Annotated in this window: 16 protein-coding genes; 6 read left to right on the top strand and 10 right to left on the bottom strand. The window is 46.5% G+C overall.

Annotated elements, in window-relative coordinates:
* Nucleotides 1-199: 199 nt before the first annotated feature.
* Nucleotides 200-1,225, bottom strand: a complete 1,026-nt coding sequence (locus AC0YN6_RS16185) for an LLM class flavin-dependent oxidoreductase (protein WP_475748119.1) — start codon at nt 1,223-1,225, stop codon at nt 200-202.
* 98 nt (nt 1,226-1,323) lie between these two features.
* The gene (locus AC0YN6_RS16180) at nt 1,324-2,043 is read right to left on the bottom strand and encodes a 3-ketoacyl-ACP reductase (protein WP_475748081.1); all 720 of its coding nucleotides are present in this window, start codon (nt 2,041-2,043) and stop codon (nt 1,324-1,326) included.
* Between the two features lie 270 nt (nt 2,044-2,313).
* On the opposite strand from AC0YN6_RS16180, the gene AC0YN6_RS16175 reads away from it, so the two are divergent.
* From AC0YN6_RS16175 to AC0YN6_RS16155, 5 genes are all read left to right on the top strand, one after another.
* Nucleotides 2,314-2,658 (top strand): winged helix-turn-helix transcriptional regulator, encoded by a 345-nt coding sequence (locus tag AC0YN6_RS16175; RefSeq protein WP_475748080.1) that lies wholly within the window; start codon nt 2,314-2,316, stop codon nt 2,656-2,658.
* Nucleotides 2,659-2,777: 119 nt separating this feature from the next.
* Nucleotides 2,778-3,410 carry a 3-hexulose-6-phosphate synthase gene (gene hxlA, locus AC0YN6_RS16170; RefSeq protein ID WP_475748079.1) on the top strand — a complete coding sequence of 211 codons (633 nt, stop codon included), beginning with the start codon at nt 2,778-2,780 and terminating at the stop codon, nt 3,408-3,410.
* Between the two features lie 8 nt (nt 3,411-3,418).
* Nucleotides 3,419-3,976 carry a 6-phospho-3-hexuloisomerase gene (gene hxlB, locus AC0YN6_RS16165; protein WP_475748118.1) on the top strand — a complete coding sequence of 186 codons (558 nt, stop codon included), beginning with the start codon at nt 3,419-3,421 and terminating at the stop codon, nt 3,974-3,976.
* 212 nt (nt 3,977-4,188) lie between these two features.
* A complete protein-coding gene (locus AC0YN6_RS16160) occupies nt 4,189-4,617 on the top strand; it encodes an SRPBCC family protein (protein ID WP_475748078.1) in 429 nt (142 codons plus the stop codon).
* 1 nt (nt 4,618) lies between these two features.
* Nucleotides 4,619-5,005, top strand: a complete 387-nt coding sequence (locus AC0YN6_RS16155) for an ArsR/SmtB family transcription factor (protein ID WP_475748077.1) — start codon at nt 4,619-4,621, stop codon at nt 5,003-5,005.
* Between the two features lie 541 nt (nt 5,006-5,546).
* On the opposite strand, the gene AC0YN6_RS16150 is transcribed toward AC0YN6_RS16155, so the two are convergent.
* The 8 genes from AC0YN6_RS16150 to AC0YN6_RS16115 all read right to left on the bottom strand — a co-directional run bounded on the left by AC0YN6_RS16150 (nt 5,547) and on the right by AC0YN6_RS16115 (nt 14,779).
* Nucleotides 5,547-6,377, bottom strand: a complete 831-nt coding sequence (locus AC0YN6_RS16150; protein WP_475748076.1) for a 1,4-dihydroxy-6-naphthoate synthase — start codon at nt 6,375-6,377, stop codon at nt 5,547-5,549.
* Nucleotides 6,374-7,060, bottom strand: coding sequence for a futalosine hydrolase (locus AC0YN6_RS16145; protein ID WP_475748075.1), 687 nt, complete (start codon nt 7,058-7,060; stop codon nt 6,374-6,376). The genes AC0YN6_RS16150 and AC0YN6_RS16145 overlap by 4 nt, the downstream gene beginning before the upstream one ends.
* A gap of 83 nt (nt 7,061-7,143) precedes the next feature.
* Nucleotides 7,144-8,511, bottom strand: coding sequence for a TrkH family potassium uptake protein (locus tag AC0YN6_RS16140; protein ID WP_475748074.1), 1,368 nt, complete (start codon nt 8,509-8,511; stop codon nt 7,144-7,146).
* Nucleotides 8,512-8,547: 36 nt separating this feature from the next.
* The gene (locus tag AC0YN6_RS16135; RefSeq protein ID WP_475748073.1) at nt 8,548-10,143 is read right to left on the bottom strand and encodes a histidine kinase N-terminal 7TM domain-containing diguanylate cyclase; all 1,596 of its coding nucleotides are present in this window, start codon (nt 10,141-10,143) and stop codon (nt 8,548-8,550) included.
* Nucleotides 10,144-10,288: 145 nt separating this feature from the next.
* Nucleotides 10,289-12,556, bottom strand: a complete 2,268-nt coding sequence (locus AC0YN6_RS16130; protein WP_475748072.1) for an ATP-binding protein — start codon at nt 12,554-12,556, stop codon at nt 10,289-10,291.
* Between the two features lie 162 nt (nt 12,557-12,718).
* On the bottom strand, nt 12,719-13,204 hold the full coding sequence (locus AC0YN6_RS16125) for a hypothetical protein (RefSeq protein WP_475748071.1): 486 nt from the start codon (nt 13,202-13,204) through the stop codon (nt 12,719-12,721).
* Nucleotides 13,205-13,453: 249 nt separating this feature from the next.
* Nucleotides 13,454-13,957: a hypothetical protein gene (locus AC0YN6_RS16120; protein ID WP_475748070.1), complete on the bottom strand. Its 504-nt coding sequence runs from the start codon at nt 13,955-13,957 to the stop codon at nt 13,454-13,456.
* A 99-nt stretch (nt 13,958-14,056) separates the two neighbouring features.
* Nucleotides 14,057-14,779, bottom strand: coding sequence for a hypothetical protein (locus AC0YN6_RS16115; protein ID WP_475748069.1), 723 nt, complete (start codon nt 14,777-14,779; stop codon nt 14,057-14,059).
* Nucleotides 14,780-15,162: 383 nt separating this feature from the next.
* Here AC0YN6_RS16115 and AC0YN6_RS16110 point away from each other — a divergent pair, with 383 nt between their 5' ends.
* Nucleotides 15,163-16,566 (top strand): MATE family efflux transporter, encoded by a 1,404-nt coding sequence (locus AC0YN6_RS16110; protein WP_475748067.1) that lies wholly within the window; start codon nt 15,163-15,165, stop codon nt 16,564-16,566.
* Nucleotides 16,567-16,587: the final 21 nt, after the last annotated feature.

Raw genomic sequence — 16,587 nt, 5'->3', positions numbered from 1 at the left:
TTTTAGTATTGCTAAATAAGCACAAATCTACACTACGGAATTGTCGATTTAGCTCAAAGAGGGGGAGAGGAGACCGGAGTAACAGAAATACTTTAGTGGATCAATGGCGAGGCAAGACAATCTTAACAGGACATGTGATAAAAGAAGGGCTGCTCTCAAGTAGATTTTTTCTACTTAAGTGCAGCCCCTAACTTGCTTATTACACCTCGGCAGAGGCACGGCTTTCATTAATAATTTCAGAGAGCAGCTTGAAGGAGCGAAGGCGTGCCTCATGATCATACACTTGGCTGACGACAATCAGCTCATCGGCGCCCGTCTGCTTGATTAAGGCGCTGAGCTGGTCCTTGACGGTTGCTTTCGAGCCAGCGACGGTGAAGCTTAGCTGCTTGCGGACGATCATTTTCTCTTGCTCACTCCAAAGCCCGTCCATGCTGTCCACGGGCGGGTTCAGCTGTCCCATACGTCCGCGTATCAAGTTCAGGAACGCTTGCTCTTGTGAGGTGGTGAGGAATGTGCCAGCCTCGTCCGAATCTGCCACAACGATATTGATACCGACCATAGCATAAGGCTTATCGAGCACCTCGGATGGGCGGAAGTTGTCGCGATAAAGCTTCAAGGCAGGAAGCAGGAAGTCCGGTGCGAAATGGCTCGCAAACGCAAATGGAAGGTCGTGGTGTCCGGCAAGCTGCGCGCTAAAGCCGCTAGAGCCAAGCAGCCAGATTGGGACATTTAGCCCCTCGCCGGGAACAGCTCTCGGCATCACTCCGCGTGATTCTGCGGTTGGATTGAAGTAATGGCGCAGCTCGTTCAACTGCTCAGGGAAGTCATCGCCGTTGCTGCCAAGTCCGCGGCGCAGCGCGCGGGCTGCAACCTGATCAGAGCCCGGCGCTCTTCCGAGTCCGAGATCAATACGACCAGGGTACATGGACTCAAGCGTGCCGAATTGCTCGGCAATGACGAGCGGAGCATGGTTTGGCAGCATAATACCGCCAGAGCCCACGCGGATTTTTTCTGTGCCGGCAGCGACATAACCAATAACAACCGAAGTCGCGGAGCTGGCGATACCGGGCATATTATGGTGCTCGGCGAGCCAGAAGCGGTTATAGCCCCATTTTTCAGCGTGCTGGGCCAAATCAAGCGTGTTACGGAACGACTGGGCAGGTGTGCTTCCGGTAACGATCGGCGCAAGATCCAATATAGAAAAGGGAATATCATGAATAGGCATAGTGAGCTTACCTCCTGAATCATGCACAGCAGTTCTGCGCTAATATAAATGTAAAGCCCCAACGCCAGTTGCAGGCGTGGGGCTGTATGCTGAATCTATTATTGCGGATTTGTTGTCCATATGCCTGCTGATTTAATAAACACGCGATCAGGCAGCTTCAAGGTTGCTACGACCAGTTCAGCCATATCCTCAGCCTGCATCATACGATCCTCATCACCTATTTTTAATCCAGCGTTAGATGCAAGCTCTGTATTGACGGTGCTTGGCGTAAGGGCAGTTACACGAATGTTGGATTTGCGAACTTCCTGCATAAGCGCCTCGGTCATGCCTAGCACAGCAAATTTAGAAGCACAGTAAGCTGACCCCGTTGCAAAACCGCGTTCACCAGCCGTAGAAGCGATGTTGATGATGCTGCCTCCGCTTTGCTCAAGCATAGTAGGAAGCGCAGCGCGAGTCACATAGTAGGTACCCAAAACATTCGTTTGGATGATGCGCTCCCATTGCTCGTGGTCCATGTCGAGCAATGTGCCGAATGTTCCAATTCCTGCATTGTTGATTAGAATATCGATGGAGCCTAGGCTCTCTTTGAGTGCAGCAATGGCTTGATCGACGTCGGATTTAACAGCCACATCGGCGGTTGCAATGTAAACTTTTACACCGTAAGCACTTGTTAGTGAAGCTTGAAGAGCTTCCAAATCAGAGCTTGTGCGAGCAACGATTCCAAGGTTGACGCCCTCCGCGGCTAGTGCGACAGCAATGGCTTTGCCGATACCCTTTCCTGCGCCTGTGATGATAGCTGATCTATTTTTTAATTCCATATTCATCTCTCCTCTATTTATTGTAGATTGCTTGATTCGTATGAAGCGGCATAGATATGATATCCTCATAATGAGGAATTTACTACGTTGTGTTCCATTATTAATCTATATTCTAACGATTGCAAGTACCGACTTTCTATCGAAAAATAGGACTGGAACATGGTGACGCTTTATTCAATCTCTCAGCCATTACGAAATTTGACGTCAATTGTTGTACGGTTGTTATGCTTTTGAATGAATATCATTTTTTGGTGAAAGGAGTCGTTATTAGTGGGAGATCAGCATTTTAAAGAAACGGTAGAGCTGACCTTGAAAGTCATAGGCGGAAAATGGAAGCCGGTTATTCTTTGTCATTTAACTGCGGGAACACACCGATTTGGCGAGTTGAAGCGGGAGATGCCGGCTATTACACAAAAAATGCTCACGCAGCAGCTGCGTGAGTTAGAGGAAGATGCGATCATCGATCGGAAGGTATATGTGCAGGTGCCGCCTAAGGTAGAGTATTCATTAACAGAGTACGGTTTGACGGTGAAGGAGCTGCTAAACGTCATGTCGAAATGGGGAGAACAGCATCAAGAAAGAGCTGTACAGTTGCACGAAAAAGAAGTGGAATGACGCCTCATAGTACCCAAATGGGAACTACGTTACATAAAAGTGCGTACTTTTTTTATCATCACAATGTCACTACAATAGGCGATATAAGCAAAACATAACCTATGAGGAGTGAAATATAGATGAAATTGCAATTAGCGTTAGACCTTGTCGATATTCAGGGGGCCATTGAAGTAGTGAAGCAAGTTGAGCCTTTTGTTGATGTTGTAGAAATTGGTACGCCGATCGTCATCAATGAAGGACTGCATGCGGTCAAAGCGCTTAAGGAAGCATTCCCTAACATGACGGTGCTTGCGGATTTGAAAATCATGGACGCAGGCGGCTACGAGGTTATGAAAGCTTCCGAAGCTGGTGCGGATATCGTAACGATTCTTGGCGTAGCAGAGGATGCGAGTATCAAGGGTGCGGTCGAAGAGGCTAAGAAACAAGGAAAACAAATATTGGTTGATATGATTGCTGTTAAAAACTTGGCGGAGCGAACTGCTCAGGTTGATGCCTTCGGCGTAGACTATATTTGCGTTCATACGGGCTATGATCTGCAAGCGGAGGGCCAAGACTCCTTCGAGGATCTGCGCACGATTAAGGCCGTGGTCAAAAATGCGAAGGTAGCCGTAGCAGGCGGTATTAAGCTGAATACATTGCAAGAGGTTATCGCCGCTGGACCGGATCTTATCATCGTAGGCGGCGGTATTACCGGACAAGCCGATATGAAAGCAGTAGCTGCCGAAATGCAGCAATTGATTAAAGCAGGTTAATTCGAATGATGCCTAACGAACACAATCTAACTGCCATCATACAAGAGCTGAATCAAGCAGCAGGTAAGCTTGCAGAGGAACAAATGGAGCTGCTCTTTGAAGCTATTAGCTCAGCTAGACGCGTATTTGTAGCAGGAGCAGGCCGCTCGGGACTGATGATGCGGGCATTCGCGATGAGACTTATGCAACTCGGCTTGGATGTGTACGTCGTAGGCGAGACGGTTACCCGCAGCTTAAGCAAGGGTGATCTGCTCCTGATTGGCTCTGGCTCGGGCGAGACCAAATCGCTGGTGCCGATGGCGGAAAAAGCGAAAAGTTTGGAAGCAGCGGTAGGTGCATTAACACTCTCACCAGCATCGACAATCGGCACTTTGGCTGATATTGTTGTGAAGCTTCCAGGCGCTCCGAAGGATCAAGCAGCGAATGAAGCGGCTACGATTCAACCGATGGGCTCATTATTTGAGCAGATGCTGCTAATTGTATGTGATGCGATCATTTTGCGATTGATGGAGAAGCAGGCATTAAGCGGTCAGGCGATGTATGGCAATCATGCGAATTTAGAATAATAATATTGAAAAGAAAAGAGGCTTTCTCTGCGGGTCAATAGGACCGGTGAGAAAGTCTCTTTCTATTGCTGCTGATTGTAAGGAGAGGGTCCGTTTTCGATTCATTCATTTGACATGAAACCAAAAGGTTTCGTATAATCGTCTTTATGAAACTAAATGGTTTCATATTAGTGAAAAACAATGGCATAGATACACCTAATGGAGGTCATGAAATGGAAAACAATAATACGCAGGGACCGCTGCAGGATATTAAGCAAACACTAGTACTTAACGCGCCGATTCAGAAGGTATGGGACGCAGTCGCAACATCTGAGGGCATTGCAGCATGGTTTATGCCGAATAATTTTCAAGCGGAGCTGGGCTATGAGTTTCATTTGGAAGCTGGACCTTTCGGTAATTCTCCTTGTAAGGTTACGGTGCTTGATCCGCCTAACCGGCTTACATTTGAATGGGGCAAGGATTGGTCATTGGCCTTTGAACTGATTGATCTGGAAGGCAAAACGGAATTCACATTGATTCACTCCGGCTGGGAAGCGGACAAGGTTACCGAATTCGGTCAGTCACACGGAGAGGTTCGCGATAGAATGTCGGGCGGCTGGGTCGGCATTGTACAAAAACTTAGCAAGTATGTAGAGGCTTAAGATGGCTGAACCTGCACCGAAGCATGATGTGTTCCAAGCCATTGCTGATCCAACAAGGCGCAAGCTGCTCCATCTGCTCGGCGATGAGGAGCTGCCGGTCAACGTTATAAGCGGTCATTTTACGATGAGCCGCACGGCGGTTTCGAAGCATTTGCGTGTATTGGCGGATGCCGGGCTTGTGAAGGATCGGAAGGTTGGACGGGAGACTCGCTATCGACTGAACCCCGAACCACTTCTAGAACTAAAGCGATGGCTGGCGTATTATGAGCGCTACTGGGAAAATAAATTGTTCGCGCTTAAGCGCTTCGTCGAAGCTGATGATGCTTCATCGGAGGAGTCAATGGGTCCGCTTACTGTAGTAGCTCGAGATTCCGTATTGCTAGACTAGCGGCTGTCTTGAACTTGAAGCTTGGTGAGGCTGAAGCGAGTACAGCCTTTACAGATGAAGCGGACCTATCCGGTTAAAGGTTTTTAAGTGTTTTGGCATGCGCACAATACAGCACGTGTGTTAAGAGACGCTTAGCTGGAACATTCTACTGCAGAAAGTGCAATAGAAAGCATCTAAAATGGCTCGGCATACGCGCTACGTTGCAGAAATACAATAGAACGCCCCCAATTCATCGGAATTGGGGGCGTTTTTGGCGATTCTATTGCAGAAAGTGCAACGTAGCACTCATGCACTCATTTTATAGGGTATTCTGTTGCAAAAACTGCAGTGTAGCGCTTTTGAGGCAGCAGGATGGTGACATCTGTTGCAATAAGTGGAACGTCACGCTCATGAGGTCGCTAGATGGTGACATCTGTTGCAATAAGTGGGACGCCGCGCACATGAGGTCGCTAGAAGGTGACATCTGTTGCGATAAGTGGGACGCCGCGCACATGAGGCAGCAGGATGGTGACATCGTGTCTAGACTAGTGCTAAAGGTATGTTATCGCAGCAGAGACAAGTCGAAGCTTGGCACAAGGCCCTCCTCGGCCGCGCGCCCGAGCAGTGCAGTTACAGCAGCATAGCCATCTTCTCCTAGGCTAGCAGTGAACGAATTGACGTAAAGATCGATATGCGCTTGAGCGACTTCCGGCGAGAGTTCTTGTGCATGCATCATGATGTAGGAGCGAGAAACCTCAGGATTAGCCCATGCATATTCAACGGATTCACGAATCCATCCCGCTATTGCTTCTGTATCTAACGAACGTTTGACAATGATGGCTCCAAGCGGAATGGGTAAGCCTGTGTCCGATTCCCACCAGCTCCCTAGATCAGTCAGCATGCTTAATCCATAGGTTGGATAAGTGAAGCGCGCTTCATGAATGACAAGTCCCGCATCCATTCGACCATCACGAACAGCAGGCATAATTTCGTGGAAGGGCATCACTACAATTTCGAGATTTCCTTCTGGAATAGCTTGCGCCGCCCATAATCTGAATAGAAGATATGCGGTTGATCGCTCACTTGGTACAGCCACTCGTTTGCCTGCGAGATCAGCGGCATTCGTAATTCCGCCTGCGGTTAATACGAGCGGGCCGCAGCCTCTGCCAAGCGCACCTCCGCAAGGCAACAGCTTATAGTCTTCGAGCACCCAAGGCAATGCCGCATAAGAGATTTTCATCACTTCGGGCCCTTTGGATTTGGCAGCCCATTTATTCGTAATGTCGATGTCGGCATAGGTAACGTCCAGTCCTGGCGCACCGGGGATTAGCCCGTGTGCCCAAGCATGAAAGACGAAGGTATCGTTCGGACACGGTGAGTAAGCAATATTCATTTTAAAACCTCCTGTATAGCTTTACTAGCTGCTTCTAATGAGGCTAACGCCTCTCCTATACGCCAAGCGGAGCGGTCCCGTGGTCCAACCGCATTGGAGATGGCGCGAATTTCAGTTACAGGAATGCCAAGTGCGGAGGCCGCTACGGCAACGCCGTGCCCTTCCATCCCTTCGGCAGCAGCGCCGCTGATCCGTTCGACAAGCGCAGCAGTTGTCTCTGCTGTGCCCGTTGCCGTATTGACTGTGAGTATAGGGCCGCTGCAAACGGATAAGCCCGCTGATTGAATAGCATCAAACAAGAGACTATTCCACGCCGTGCTTATCGCAATACGGGCTGAACCGAACCCCAGCTCGTCCAAGCTTAGGAAACCATCCTGTGACTCTGCGCCTAAATCCGCAGCGACAATCAGATCGGCAATGACCAATGTGCCAATCTCCGCTTTCCCAGCAAAACCGCCGCCAATGCCGGCACTAATGACCAGATCGTACGTTGCTGCAGCTGCAGCTGTCAGGAAAGCAGCTGTCCGAGCTGCCGCTGCTGCTGCACCCACCCCAGCAGCAATGACGTCAACGTTGCCTGGCTCTTGTAAACCGCGAAGCACAGCATCACGTTCAGCATCAACGGCGGTTACAATTAGAACACGTTTGCTGCGTGTAGAATCGTTATATGAATTTATTTGCATGATGACGTAAACTCCTTTAGCAGCTTTATCGAATAGCCTGTCGCTATCGTATCATCCACTAGAATAGCGAGGCAAATCTAAGCCTAGCCAATCGTGATTTTGCCTTCTGGGAAGCGGTAAAGCTCCTTCTTTGAACGTGTATTAAGCGCAAATGCCAACGTGACAGGCCCTAGCCGGCCCAAGAACATGAGGGAAATAATAATAAACTTTCCGATGTCGCTCAAGTGGCTCGTTAATCCCGCTGACATGCCAACCGTACAGTACGCAGAGGTAGCCTCGAACAATATAGCTAGGAATGACCCCGTCTCCGTAATGGAAAGAAGCATGGTCGCTCCGCAAATAATCGCGAATGCGATCATCGTGAACATAATAGCTTGATGAATTTGAGTTTTGGCAATGCGATAACGGAACAAGACGACATCCTCTTTGCCTCTCATCATCGCAATGATGGCCCCGATTAGAATCGCAAAGGTCGTTACTCGAATACCGCCGCCAGTTGAACCAGGCCCCGCACCGATAAACATAAGCAGGATAATGAAAAATTGGGTCACTTCTCGCAGTAAACTAGGATCAACCGTACTTACACCAGCAGAACGAGCGGTAACCGATTGAAACATCGCACCAAGAAATTTACCAGCAGCAGACAGGGGCTGAAGCGTATTGGAATTTGAAAATTCTAGTGCAAATATAACGATGGCCCCAACAACGGTAAGAGTACCAGTAACCGATAGGACCACCTTGCTATGTAAGCTGAGCTTTTTGTTTTTGGGATAGTTCACAAGCTCCGATATAACGATAAAGCCGACCCCCCCAAAGAAAATGAGAAGCATAGACACGATATTAACGAAGGGGTCATCTACATAATGGATGAGACTGCTTGCTCGTTCAGGGAATTGGGAGAACAAATCGAAGCCCGCATTATTAAAAATTGAAACACTATGGAAGATGCCAAAATAAATCGCCTGCCCGACCGGCATTTCGAGCATGAAATAGCTGCTAAGCAATACAGCGCCAGTCAGCTCTATGACAAGGGCATAGAGCAATACTGTTCGAACCATGCGCACGATACCTTCAGTAGAGCCATAGTTCATAGATTCTTGCAGTACAAGCCGCTCGCGAAACGATATACGTTTACGGAATAACAAAGCAAATAAGGTCGCCATCGTCATAAAACCTAATCCGCCAATTTGGACTAATATGATGATGACAACCTGACCGAAGGTAGAGAAATGGGTGCCGGTGTCCAATACAGTAAGACCTGTGACGCAAACAGCGCTGGTCGACATAAACAAGGCATCAATATAAGAAAGTGGCGCGTCGTTCGTAAAAGATATAGGCCGTGACAAGAGCTGAGCGCCGATCAGTATAATAAAGATAAAGCCGAAGGTCATCACTTGCGGAGGACTTGGCCGAAATCGCAATATGTTGCGCAAGGCAGCAACTTTTAACATGAAGTTATCCCACCTGTCTCTTTCGTACTAGTATGGTTATTTATCTTGGTAAGCATGTACGCCTTCATCGGTGGATAGATGTACGGCGTTCCTCCCGCCATGCTTGGAGCGGTAAAGGGCAATGTCTGCTTCACTTAGCAGCATCTCTAGCGACACTTCGTCGGATTTTGCTTCTGAAACCCCAAAGCTGGCTGTAATCGTAATGGATCTGGCTGCGCTGTAGAACGGATTGCCGGCAATTGCCGATCGTATCTGTTCTGCTTTATGACCCGCTTGCACCAGCGGCACATTCGGCAAACTAATGGCGAATTCTTCTCCGCCGTATCGGCCGAATACAGCATTAGCGGGGAGGGCCTGCTTGCAAATCATAACGACGTGCTGAAGTGCAAAATCACCTACGCTATGTCCATAGCGGTCATTAATTTGTTTGAAATAATCGATATCGATCAAAATAAACGATAGCGGCTGCTGCTTCTGATGGGCGGAGGCGAGCAGCTGTCTGCTTTTTTCCATAAAAAATGTACGATTATAAATAGAAGTAAGCCCATCGATTTCTGCAAGACGACGCAGCTTATTCTGTAGAAGTGTATACTCCGTTACGTCGATCATCACAATCGTTCTGCCCGCGAGCTGGCCATTTGGCCTCAATAGATTGGATGCTCTTATCCGATAATAAAAGGTTTCTCCGCCTCGAATCCATTTGAATTCTTGCTCATACTCTCCTGTTTTGTCCATTCCGAAGGAGAAGGCGCCGGATTCAGCCCCTCGCTTCCAGACGTGCTCCAGCTTTTGACCAATCGCTAGAGGAGTAAGCGCCGGGATAATTGTCGTGGCGGCTCCATTAAAGTCTATAATTTGATTTTCTAAATTAAGAACAAGGACGCCGTCACGCATACTCTCGAATATATGCTCCCTTGCAATAGGTGCAACGGTTAGCAGTGCAGTCGAGAAGATGGATATGACGTATAGAATAGATGTAATACACAAGATAATCGGAACAGGATCCATCCCCAGCGGAGTAAGTCCGAGAACGTACAAAAAAGCCCCTAACATAGGGAGCGATATGCCCACCCCCAGTGTAAGCATTTGTTTTCGATATATGGGCTTCGTCTTATTCCAATAACTTGCCAATATAAATAAGCTTGCTAACATAGAGCCAAAAGTATAACTTCCATGCACGTAATACCAGATTCCAGGCACGACATCGGCCATAGGTGTGAGCATATGAGGCCGTAAATATAATGACTTATAAAAAAGATGATGATAATCGTTTGTCGTGACCATGAGAAGAGTAACAGCTGGAATGACAAATAGGACCCATGATTTTGTCAGCGTGTTGAATCGATCTAGGCCGACATAGTGCATGATGAGCAACAGGCTGCAGGGAGCAATAAACGGCATGCCTACATATTCGATATTTAGCCAAAAACGGATTTCGCGAAGCGAATCGCTGGCAAGCTCGAAGGCAAAAGCGAAGGTGTACACGGCGGATAGAATAGTCATCGCCATAAATACGTTCATGCCAGTAAATTTAGTCTTGTTGTAATAAGCATATATGGCAAGCAGCACGCTAAGAACGCCTGAAATAATGACAATAATAGTATACTGTGACATAGGGGAATTCATAGTCATGAAAATTAACGGCTCCCAATGTAGCGGAATGATAATGCGTATTTATGTAAAAAAAAGTGTAATGGCATAAGTGCTTAGGACACATTTTACCATAGCAGCTTACAATTCTACAAAATAATATAAAATAGACAGCTAAGGGGTTACCCTAGCTGTCAGTAGGCAATGTTATTTCGACGCAAGTACCTGTACCGAGCTCGCTATGGAAGACGATTGTACCTTTGTGGGCAGCGATAATTTGCTGGCTAACCATGAGACCAAGTCCATTGCCGCTCGTTTTTTTCGTGAAGAAGGGTTCGCCGAGGCGAAGCAGGTCGTTCTCGGCAATACCACAGCCCTGATCGATGAACTGTAGGATGATATCGTCATTCGCACCACATTCTACTTTCACGGAAAGAACTCCTCCACTAGACATTGACTCGATGCCGTTTTTCATAATATTTACGAAAACCTGCTTTAACTGATTAGCTTCACCAATAACCTTAGGAAGCTCAGCTTCTGCAAGAAGAGTGAGCTGGACATTGCTCATTTTTGCTTCGGAATCAAGCAGCATCACAATATCACTAACGAGACTAATAATGTTAACAGGCTGGTAACTAGTGGCTTGCGGTTTAGCAAAAACGAGAAATTCGCTAACGATCATATTGATCTGATCCAGTTCACCAAGCATGATTTCAAGATGAGCAGGCGTTAGTGATCCGGTCTGCTTCTGCAACTGGACGAAGCCCCGCAATGTCGTAAGCGGATTACGCACCTCGTGTGCGACGCCCGCCGCAATCTGGCCAACGACGGACAACTTCTCAGACCGCCTAATAATTTCCTCCGTTTGCTTACGGGATGTAATATTCCGAGAAATGGAGGCAATCGCGATAATGGTTCCTTGTTCATCGCGAATAGGTGAAATCGTAATGCTAAGATCAATGAGCATGCCTGATTTGGTGTAGCGAACGGTTTCGAAATCGGTTACGGAGCCGCCAGCTAGCACGGTAGCCTCCAGCTCTTGATGGGAGCTGAAATAGTTGCGAGGTACATTGTCCAGCGGTATGCCTACAATTTCCTCTTGGCTCCACCCGTACATTTTCTCAAAGGCGATGTTCACCTGCATGACATGGCCTGCCAAATCCGTTACATGAATGGCATCTGACGTATGATTGACGAAAGATTCCAAATACTGCTTCGTGCTTTGCAGTTCCTCTGCTGCGGCTTTAAGCTGCGTTGTGTAATGATTCAGGTTATTTCCCATCGTATCTACCCGCGAGGCAAGCAGCCCGAATTCATCTTTGCTGCGAATGGTTATAACTTCAGTAAAGTCGCCTGAAGCGATCGCATTTACTTTTCGCAAAATTTGATTGAGTCCGCGCATCATAAAGCCTGCTATGAAATAACTCGCAATCATCGTAATCAGCACGAGCCCAAGAGCAATGTTAAATTGCATAATAAGCAGCCGCTTAACGGGTTTCTCGACTGACTTTTGATCGAAAACGACGCTGAATACATAGTTTTTATTCATTTTAATAGGGATGAAGTTTTTGATAACCTTTACACCATTGATATTTCTTTTGACCGTAAGGGTCTTGCCGCTTTTATTTACCTCTTGCATGTCTAAAATATCGTGAGATTGATCTTGAAAGTTATAGTCGCCAAAAGGAACGGCTTGTACATCCAGATTATATACCGGTATGCCTTGTTTGTATTTGATGATTTTGTCTTTGCCGAAAAATTCAAGATCGAAACCAGTAATTTCTAAAATGTCGGATTGATCGGAAATAATTTTATTCACAATCGCATCGGTTCCGATTGTATAGTCGAAATCAAGCAGCACCTGGGCGTTGACGTACGGATTAATCATGTAGTTAGTCGAACCGTCATAGTAGTAACCCCATTTGCGAACTTCTGTAGGGTCTGAGGTCGAGAAATTAAAAGGGCCCGACCAAAAATTTTTAAGCTTTTGTCCCTGTATGATGTCTACTTGATGTTTATCGAATAGCTGTAGAAAAGCAACATGCCAATAATCCCATGATTTTGCACTCATATTGATTTCATTCGGATCAGAGGAACGAATAGCGATAACTTCGTTGTTAATGCGCTGCCATAATGTAATATGATCAACACCAAGCTTAGCTGCAAGCTGTACGAGCTGCTCATTGGTTACATTTTTGATATCGGGATCGAGATGATCCTTAGCTGCTAAAGAAGCAATACGAAGCTTATCTCCAAGTGTGTTTTCCATGTATTGGCGAGCGTTCTCCGATGCTTCTACGGTAGTGCTTATTTGTTTAGCTATATTGGTAAATTGAGCCTCTAAGTTAGCTTCGGCTTCAGTTTTCGTTGAATAGTAATAGAGCAAGGTACTTAATGTTAGAATGACTGCTACTATTACAGATATGGAGAAGGATAACTTAGCTTTTATAGACAACGATAATCCCTCCCAAGGTCTAAAATGCTATTTATACAATTAGACATTGATCGACATAATTCCTGTTTTACAGCACAAGAAAAAGAGAAACAACGAGTGTTTCTCCTTTTCTGGCAATGAGAGTTCCAGTACTCATGGACAAAAGCGAATCTCCATGCTTGGTTATGCGCGTGTGAATTGTTCTTCTTCTAAGTATTGCTCTGCTTCTTCGTAAGTCTCGAATGCCGATTCCAGATTTAGATCAGCATATAAATACCAAAGGTCTTCTTCGAATAGCAGTGTAAGTACGGCGTCATCCGGTCCGATCCAACGCTCCTCTTGCGGAGCACTGCGTTTTTTCTTTTTCTTTGATTCCGGTTTCTCCGGCGGTGCGATAGCAAGGGAAGCAATTGATTTCGCAATAAGCGAGCGAAGCTCTTCCTCGTTGAAATCACGAATATTGACTAGGCCCTTATTATCGGTTGCTACACCATGTACCAAGCCGGCGAACACATAACCATTTCCGTTTGGATGCAGATGGTGCACGACTGACTTTTTCTCATGTGCGCTTTCTTCATAATGGAAGTTTGTGCGGCCAAGAGAAACGTCCTTTCTCTCCAATTCAGGAAAGGTTTCAATTATAGCGAGCTTTTGTTCAAAAGACAGCATTTTATTTGTTTCCTCCTAAAGGTTTGCGAAGCAAACCACTTCGTAAGCATGGGCTTAGGTTTGCGAAGCAAACCACTTCGTAAGCATGGACTTAGGTTTGCGAAGCAAACCACCTCGTAAGCATGGACTTAGGTTTGCAAAGCAAACCACTTCGTAAGCATGGACTTAGGTTTGCGAAGCAAACCACCTCGTATGCCTATGCTTAAGTTTGCGATGCAAGTGATTATACCATACCACAGGAGGGAGTTGTTACATGTCTTTCTTCTTCTTCAAAAGGATGACCGCGCCGGCGAGAATCAATACAATCGCAATAATTGGTTGGCTGAACAAAAACTTGTTGTAGAAGGAGCCAATCGAGAAGACAGCGAAGAAAAGAATCGATAGTACCGTCAGTATATTAATTGGAATAAGCAGCCACTTGTTGCGTTTGCCGAACCAATAAAATTCGAACAAGCCGATAGCAACAGCTAGAATAAAGCCTGGCCACATGTAGACCCAGTTGTTGAACAGCATAGCGATCTGACAAATGATGCCTGCGGTAAGTAAGATACCTCCCGGGATTAATAGACCGGTCGCTCTTCTGCCAATCATGGAGAAGTATAGCCAGTGAAAGAAGAGTCCAATCGGAATGACGAATAACGATGGCCAGAAGTAGGCGAATATTTTGCCCGGACCGAATGTTTCACCTTGATTTAGAAATAAGACAGCTCCGAGCAGCAGGAGGACAAGCCCGCCAATTGTTCTTAGATTCATTGTTTTAAAGCACCCCAATCAACGTTTTATTAGTTGATTTCAGCATAACATACAAAGAAATTAACTGTCCTCCTGCTGTGGGTAAATCTGCTAGCTAGACTAAAGTCCAGTATGGTCAGCACTCGTTGTTACGCTTAGTCGCTCAGTCAGCCGATTGCTTTCAAAGGCTATAACATAGGGAATACTAAGTACTGCCAAAATAACGAGAAGCACGCCGGTGTGCTGCAATCTGCGCAGCCAAGGGCGATAAATGAGCGGCGCCGCCGCTGCAAGCTGGTTGCGGTGAGTCTGGAACATCCAGAGCATGCAGGCAATGAACATAAGAACCGTTGTTGTTATCGTCACGGTCGACCAGCGAAAGGAATGAGGCGGAACAAATGAAAAGTAAAACAAAGCAAATGCGCAAAACGGTGCCAGCAGAAAAGGAACAATAAAAGCCGGATCAGATGCGTGGCGGCGACGGGCAACGTCAGCAGCGATTTCTGTCCGGGCATTCGTACGCCGCATGAGTCTACGTAGTCTTGGATAGGAACCAAGCCATAGGAGAAGAATAGGGACAGCTGCAAGCGGTGTGTGAATGAGCAATCGATTTGTCCAAAGCTGAGATTGGGACAATGAAGCAAGCATCACATCAGCAATGGCCATGCCTGTAACGAGGCAGCTTAAGCAAACCGACCAAAATATGAGTTTGCGTGCATTGTAATAAAGCTGCTGCTCCGTGTGGTAGTACACGAGTTTTGAAGCTTTGCCTGCAGCAACTAATGAGAGGATAACAAAAAGAAGCTGCGAGCCCAGCTCTATATAGATCATAAACAAATACATCTATGTGCCTCCTGAGACTATTAATATTTACTTAAGTAGGTTTGTTGAAGCAATCGATTTCTTGTCGTTATTCATCTTATCTAGTTCATCTGCTGCACAGAACGGTCGTAGGTCGGAATGGAGTACTAGACCTGTGGCGGGGGAGGAGAATGTCGAAGATTCACAAAGGAGCTCGAATACTACAAAAACTGAAAATAGTTTCGATGAAACGACAAAGAGGAAGACTGTTCTAAGGTTGCATTAGCAATCTGAGCACAGTCTTTTTTATGGATAAGAATCGACGTTGGTTATTCATGTAAGAGAGCAATTCTAACGTGCAATATATGTATTAGTATGCTACTATACCTTGTGCTTTATTTTTTATATTAGAAGAAGGTGACAACATGACAACAGCAGAAGCGGGTAATGGAACGGGGCAACAGGGGCAGAAAGGGTTAAATCTCTTTTTTCTGACATGGCCTATTTTTTTAGAAATCTTTTTGTTTATGCTCATGGGTATTGCAGACACACTGATGTTGAGTGCGATTTCGGATAACGCGGTATCCGGCGTTGGGGCTTCGAATCAATATTTGCATATTGCGATCTTACTATTAGAAGTAATCGGCAATGGGGCATCTATTGTGGTGGCGCAATATATCGGCTCACGTAAGTTTGTAGAAGCCGCAAAAATATCAGCGCTAGCCATAACGCTAAATCTAGTAGTCGGGATATTCATAAGCTTAATGTTTGTGCTGTTTGGCGGACATTTGCTGGAGACGTTGAATTTGCAAGGCGAGATACTAGAACATGCCAAAAGCTATTTAGCCATCGTAGGCGGAATGATCTTCCTGCAAGCGATCATCAACTCGATATCCGCTATTATTCGTGTACACGGCTTTACGAAGGAAGCGATGTTCGTATCGCTGGGGATGAACGTCGTGCATATTATTCTCAACTACGTGCTTATTTTCGGTAAGTTTGGCTTCCCGGAGATGGGTGTTCAAGGTGCGGCGATTTCATCGGTAATCAGTCGTGGGCTTGCGCTCATCGTCTTTTTCTGGATGCTGTATCGGATTATGTCCGTGCGGGTTGAAATTCGATATTATTTCGAACTGTCCAAGGAGTATATTTTTAAAATATTGAGAATCGGTATCCCGTCTGCGCTGGAGCAGGTAATGTACCAGGCATGCCAAATCGTCTTTTTGTATTATACGACCTACCTTGGCGCAGCCTCTCTCGCCGCCAAAAATTATGCCAATAACATTTCGATGTTTACGTATCTGTTCGCGTTCGCAATCGGTATGGGAACTGCGATCATCGTAGGCAGGATGGTTGGCGCAGGCGAGCAGACTATCGCCTATCGTCAGGTATGGAGAAGCGTGCGCTGGGCAAGCGCTGTAACCTTGTTCGCCGTATTCCTTGTTATTTTGTTCCGCGAGCCGCTCATGCGAATGTTTACTGATGATGAGGAAATTATCCGTTTAGGTATAACTGTGCTTTTGCTCAGCATCGTGCTTGAGACCGGGCGCACGATTAATATCGTGCTCATCAATTCACTACGCGCGGCAGGAGATGCGAAGTACCCGCTTTATATCGGTATGTTCTCGATGGTAGGAATGAGTTTACCGCTTGGTTACTTATTTATTTTTCAGCTGGAGCTAGGCTTAGCAGGTATTTGGCTGGCGATTGCAGCAGATGAATGGCTTCGCGCAATTATTATGTTTTTCCGGTGGAAGAGCAGAGCGTGGGAGAAGTACGGGCTGGTCAAAAACGATACTAAGGAGAAATCCGCGGTATTGCAAGGGTAAGAGTGAATAAGGCTGATGCGA

The organism is Paenibacillus sp. J22P15 (genome assembly GCF_056269345.1).
Note: the sequence above shows the minus strand (reverse complement) of the source record. Positions and strands in the feature narration are given on the sequence as shown.

Excerpts from the sequence above, each read along its gene's own strand:
- AC0YN6_RS16185 (WP_475748119.1), bottom strand. The coding sequence starts at position 1,225 with ATGCCTATTCATGATATTCCCTTTTCTATATTGGATCTTGCGCCGATC.
- AC0YN6_RS16180 (WP_475748081.1), bottom strand. The coding sequence starts at position 2,043 with ATGGAATTAAAAAATAGATCAGCTATCATCACAGGCGCAGGAAAGGGT.
- hxlA (WP_475748079.1), top strand. The coding sequence starts at position 2,778 with ATGAAATTGCAATTAGCGTTAGACCTTGTCGATATTCAGGGGGCCATT.
- hxlB (WP_475748118.1), top strand. The coding sequence starts at position 3,419 with ATGCCTAACGAACACAATCTAACTGCCATCATACAAGAGCTGAATCAA.
- AC0YN6_RS16160 (WP_475748078.1), top strand. The coding sequence starts at position 4,189 with ATGGAAAACAATAATACGCAGGGACCGCTGCAGGATATTAAGCAAACA.
- AC0YN6_RS16155 (WP_475748077.1), top strand. The coding sequence starts at position 4,619 with ATGGCTGAACCTGCACCGAAGCATGATGTGTTCCAAGCCATTGCTGAT.
- AC0YN6_RS16150 (WP_475748076.1), bottom strand. The coding sequence starts at position 6,377 with ATGAATATTGCTTACTCACCGTGTCCGAACGATACCTTCGTCTTTCAT.
- AC0YN6_RS16145 (WP_475748075.1), bottom strand. The coding sequence starts at position 7,060 with ATGCAAATAAATTCATATAACGATTCTACACGCAGCAAACGTGTTCTA.
- AC0YN6_RS16140 (WP_475748074.1), bottom strand. The coding sequence starts at position 8,511 with ATGTTAAAAGTTGCTGCCTTGCGCAACATATTGCGATTTCGGCCAAGT.
- AC0YN6_RS16135 (WP_475748073.1), bottom strand. The coding sequence starts at position 10,143 with ATGACTATGAATTCCCCTATGTCACAGTATACTATTATTGTCATTATT.
- AC0YN6_RS16125 (WP_475748071.1), bottom strand. The coding sequence starts at position 13,204 with ATGCTGTCTTTTGAACAAAAGCTCGCTATAATTGAAACCTTTCCTGAA.
- AC0YN6_RS16120 (WP_475748070.1), bottom strand. The coding sequence starts at position 13,957 with ATGAATCTAAGAACAATTGGCGGGCTTGTCCTCCTGCTGCTCGGAGCT.
- AC0YN6_RS16115 (WP_475748069.1), bottom strand. The coding sequence starts at position 14,779 with ATGTATTTGTTTATGATCTATATAGAGCTGGGCTCGCAGCTTCTTTTT.
- AC0YN6_RS16110 (WP_475748067.1), top strand. The coding sequence starts at position 15,163 with ATGACAACAGCAGAAGCGGGTAATGGAACGGGGCAACAGGGGCAGAAA.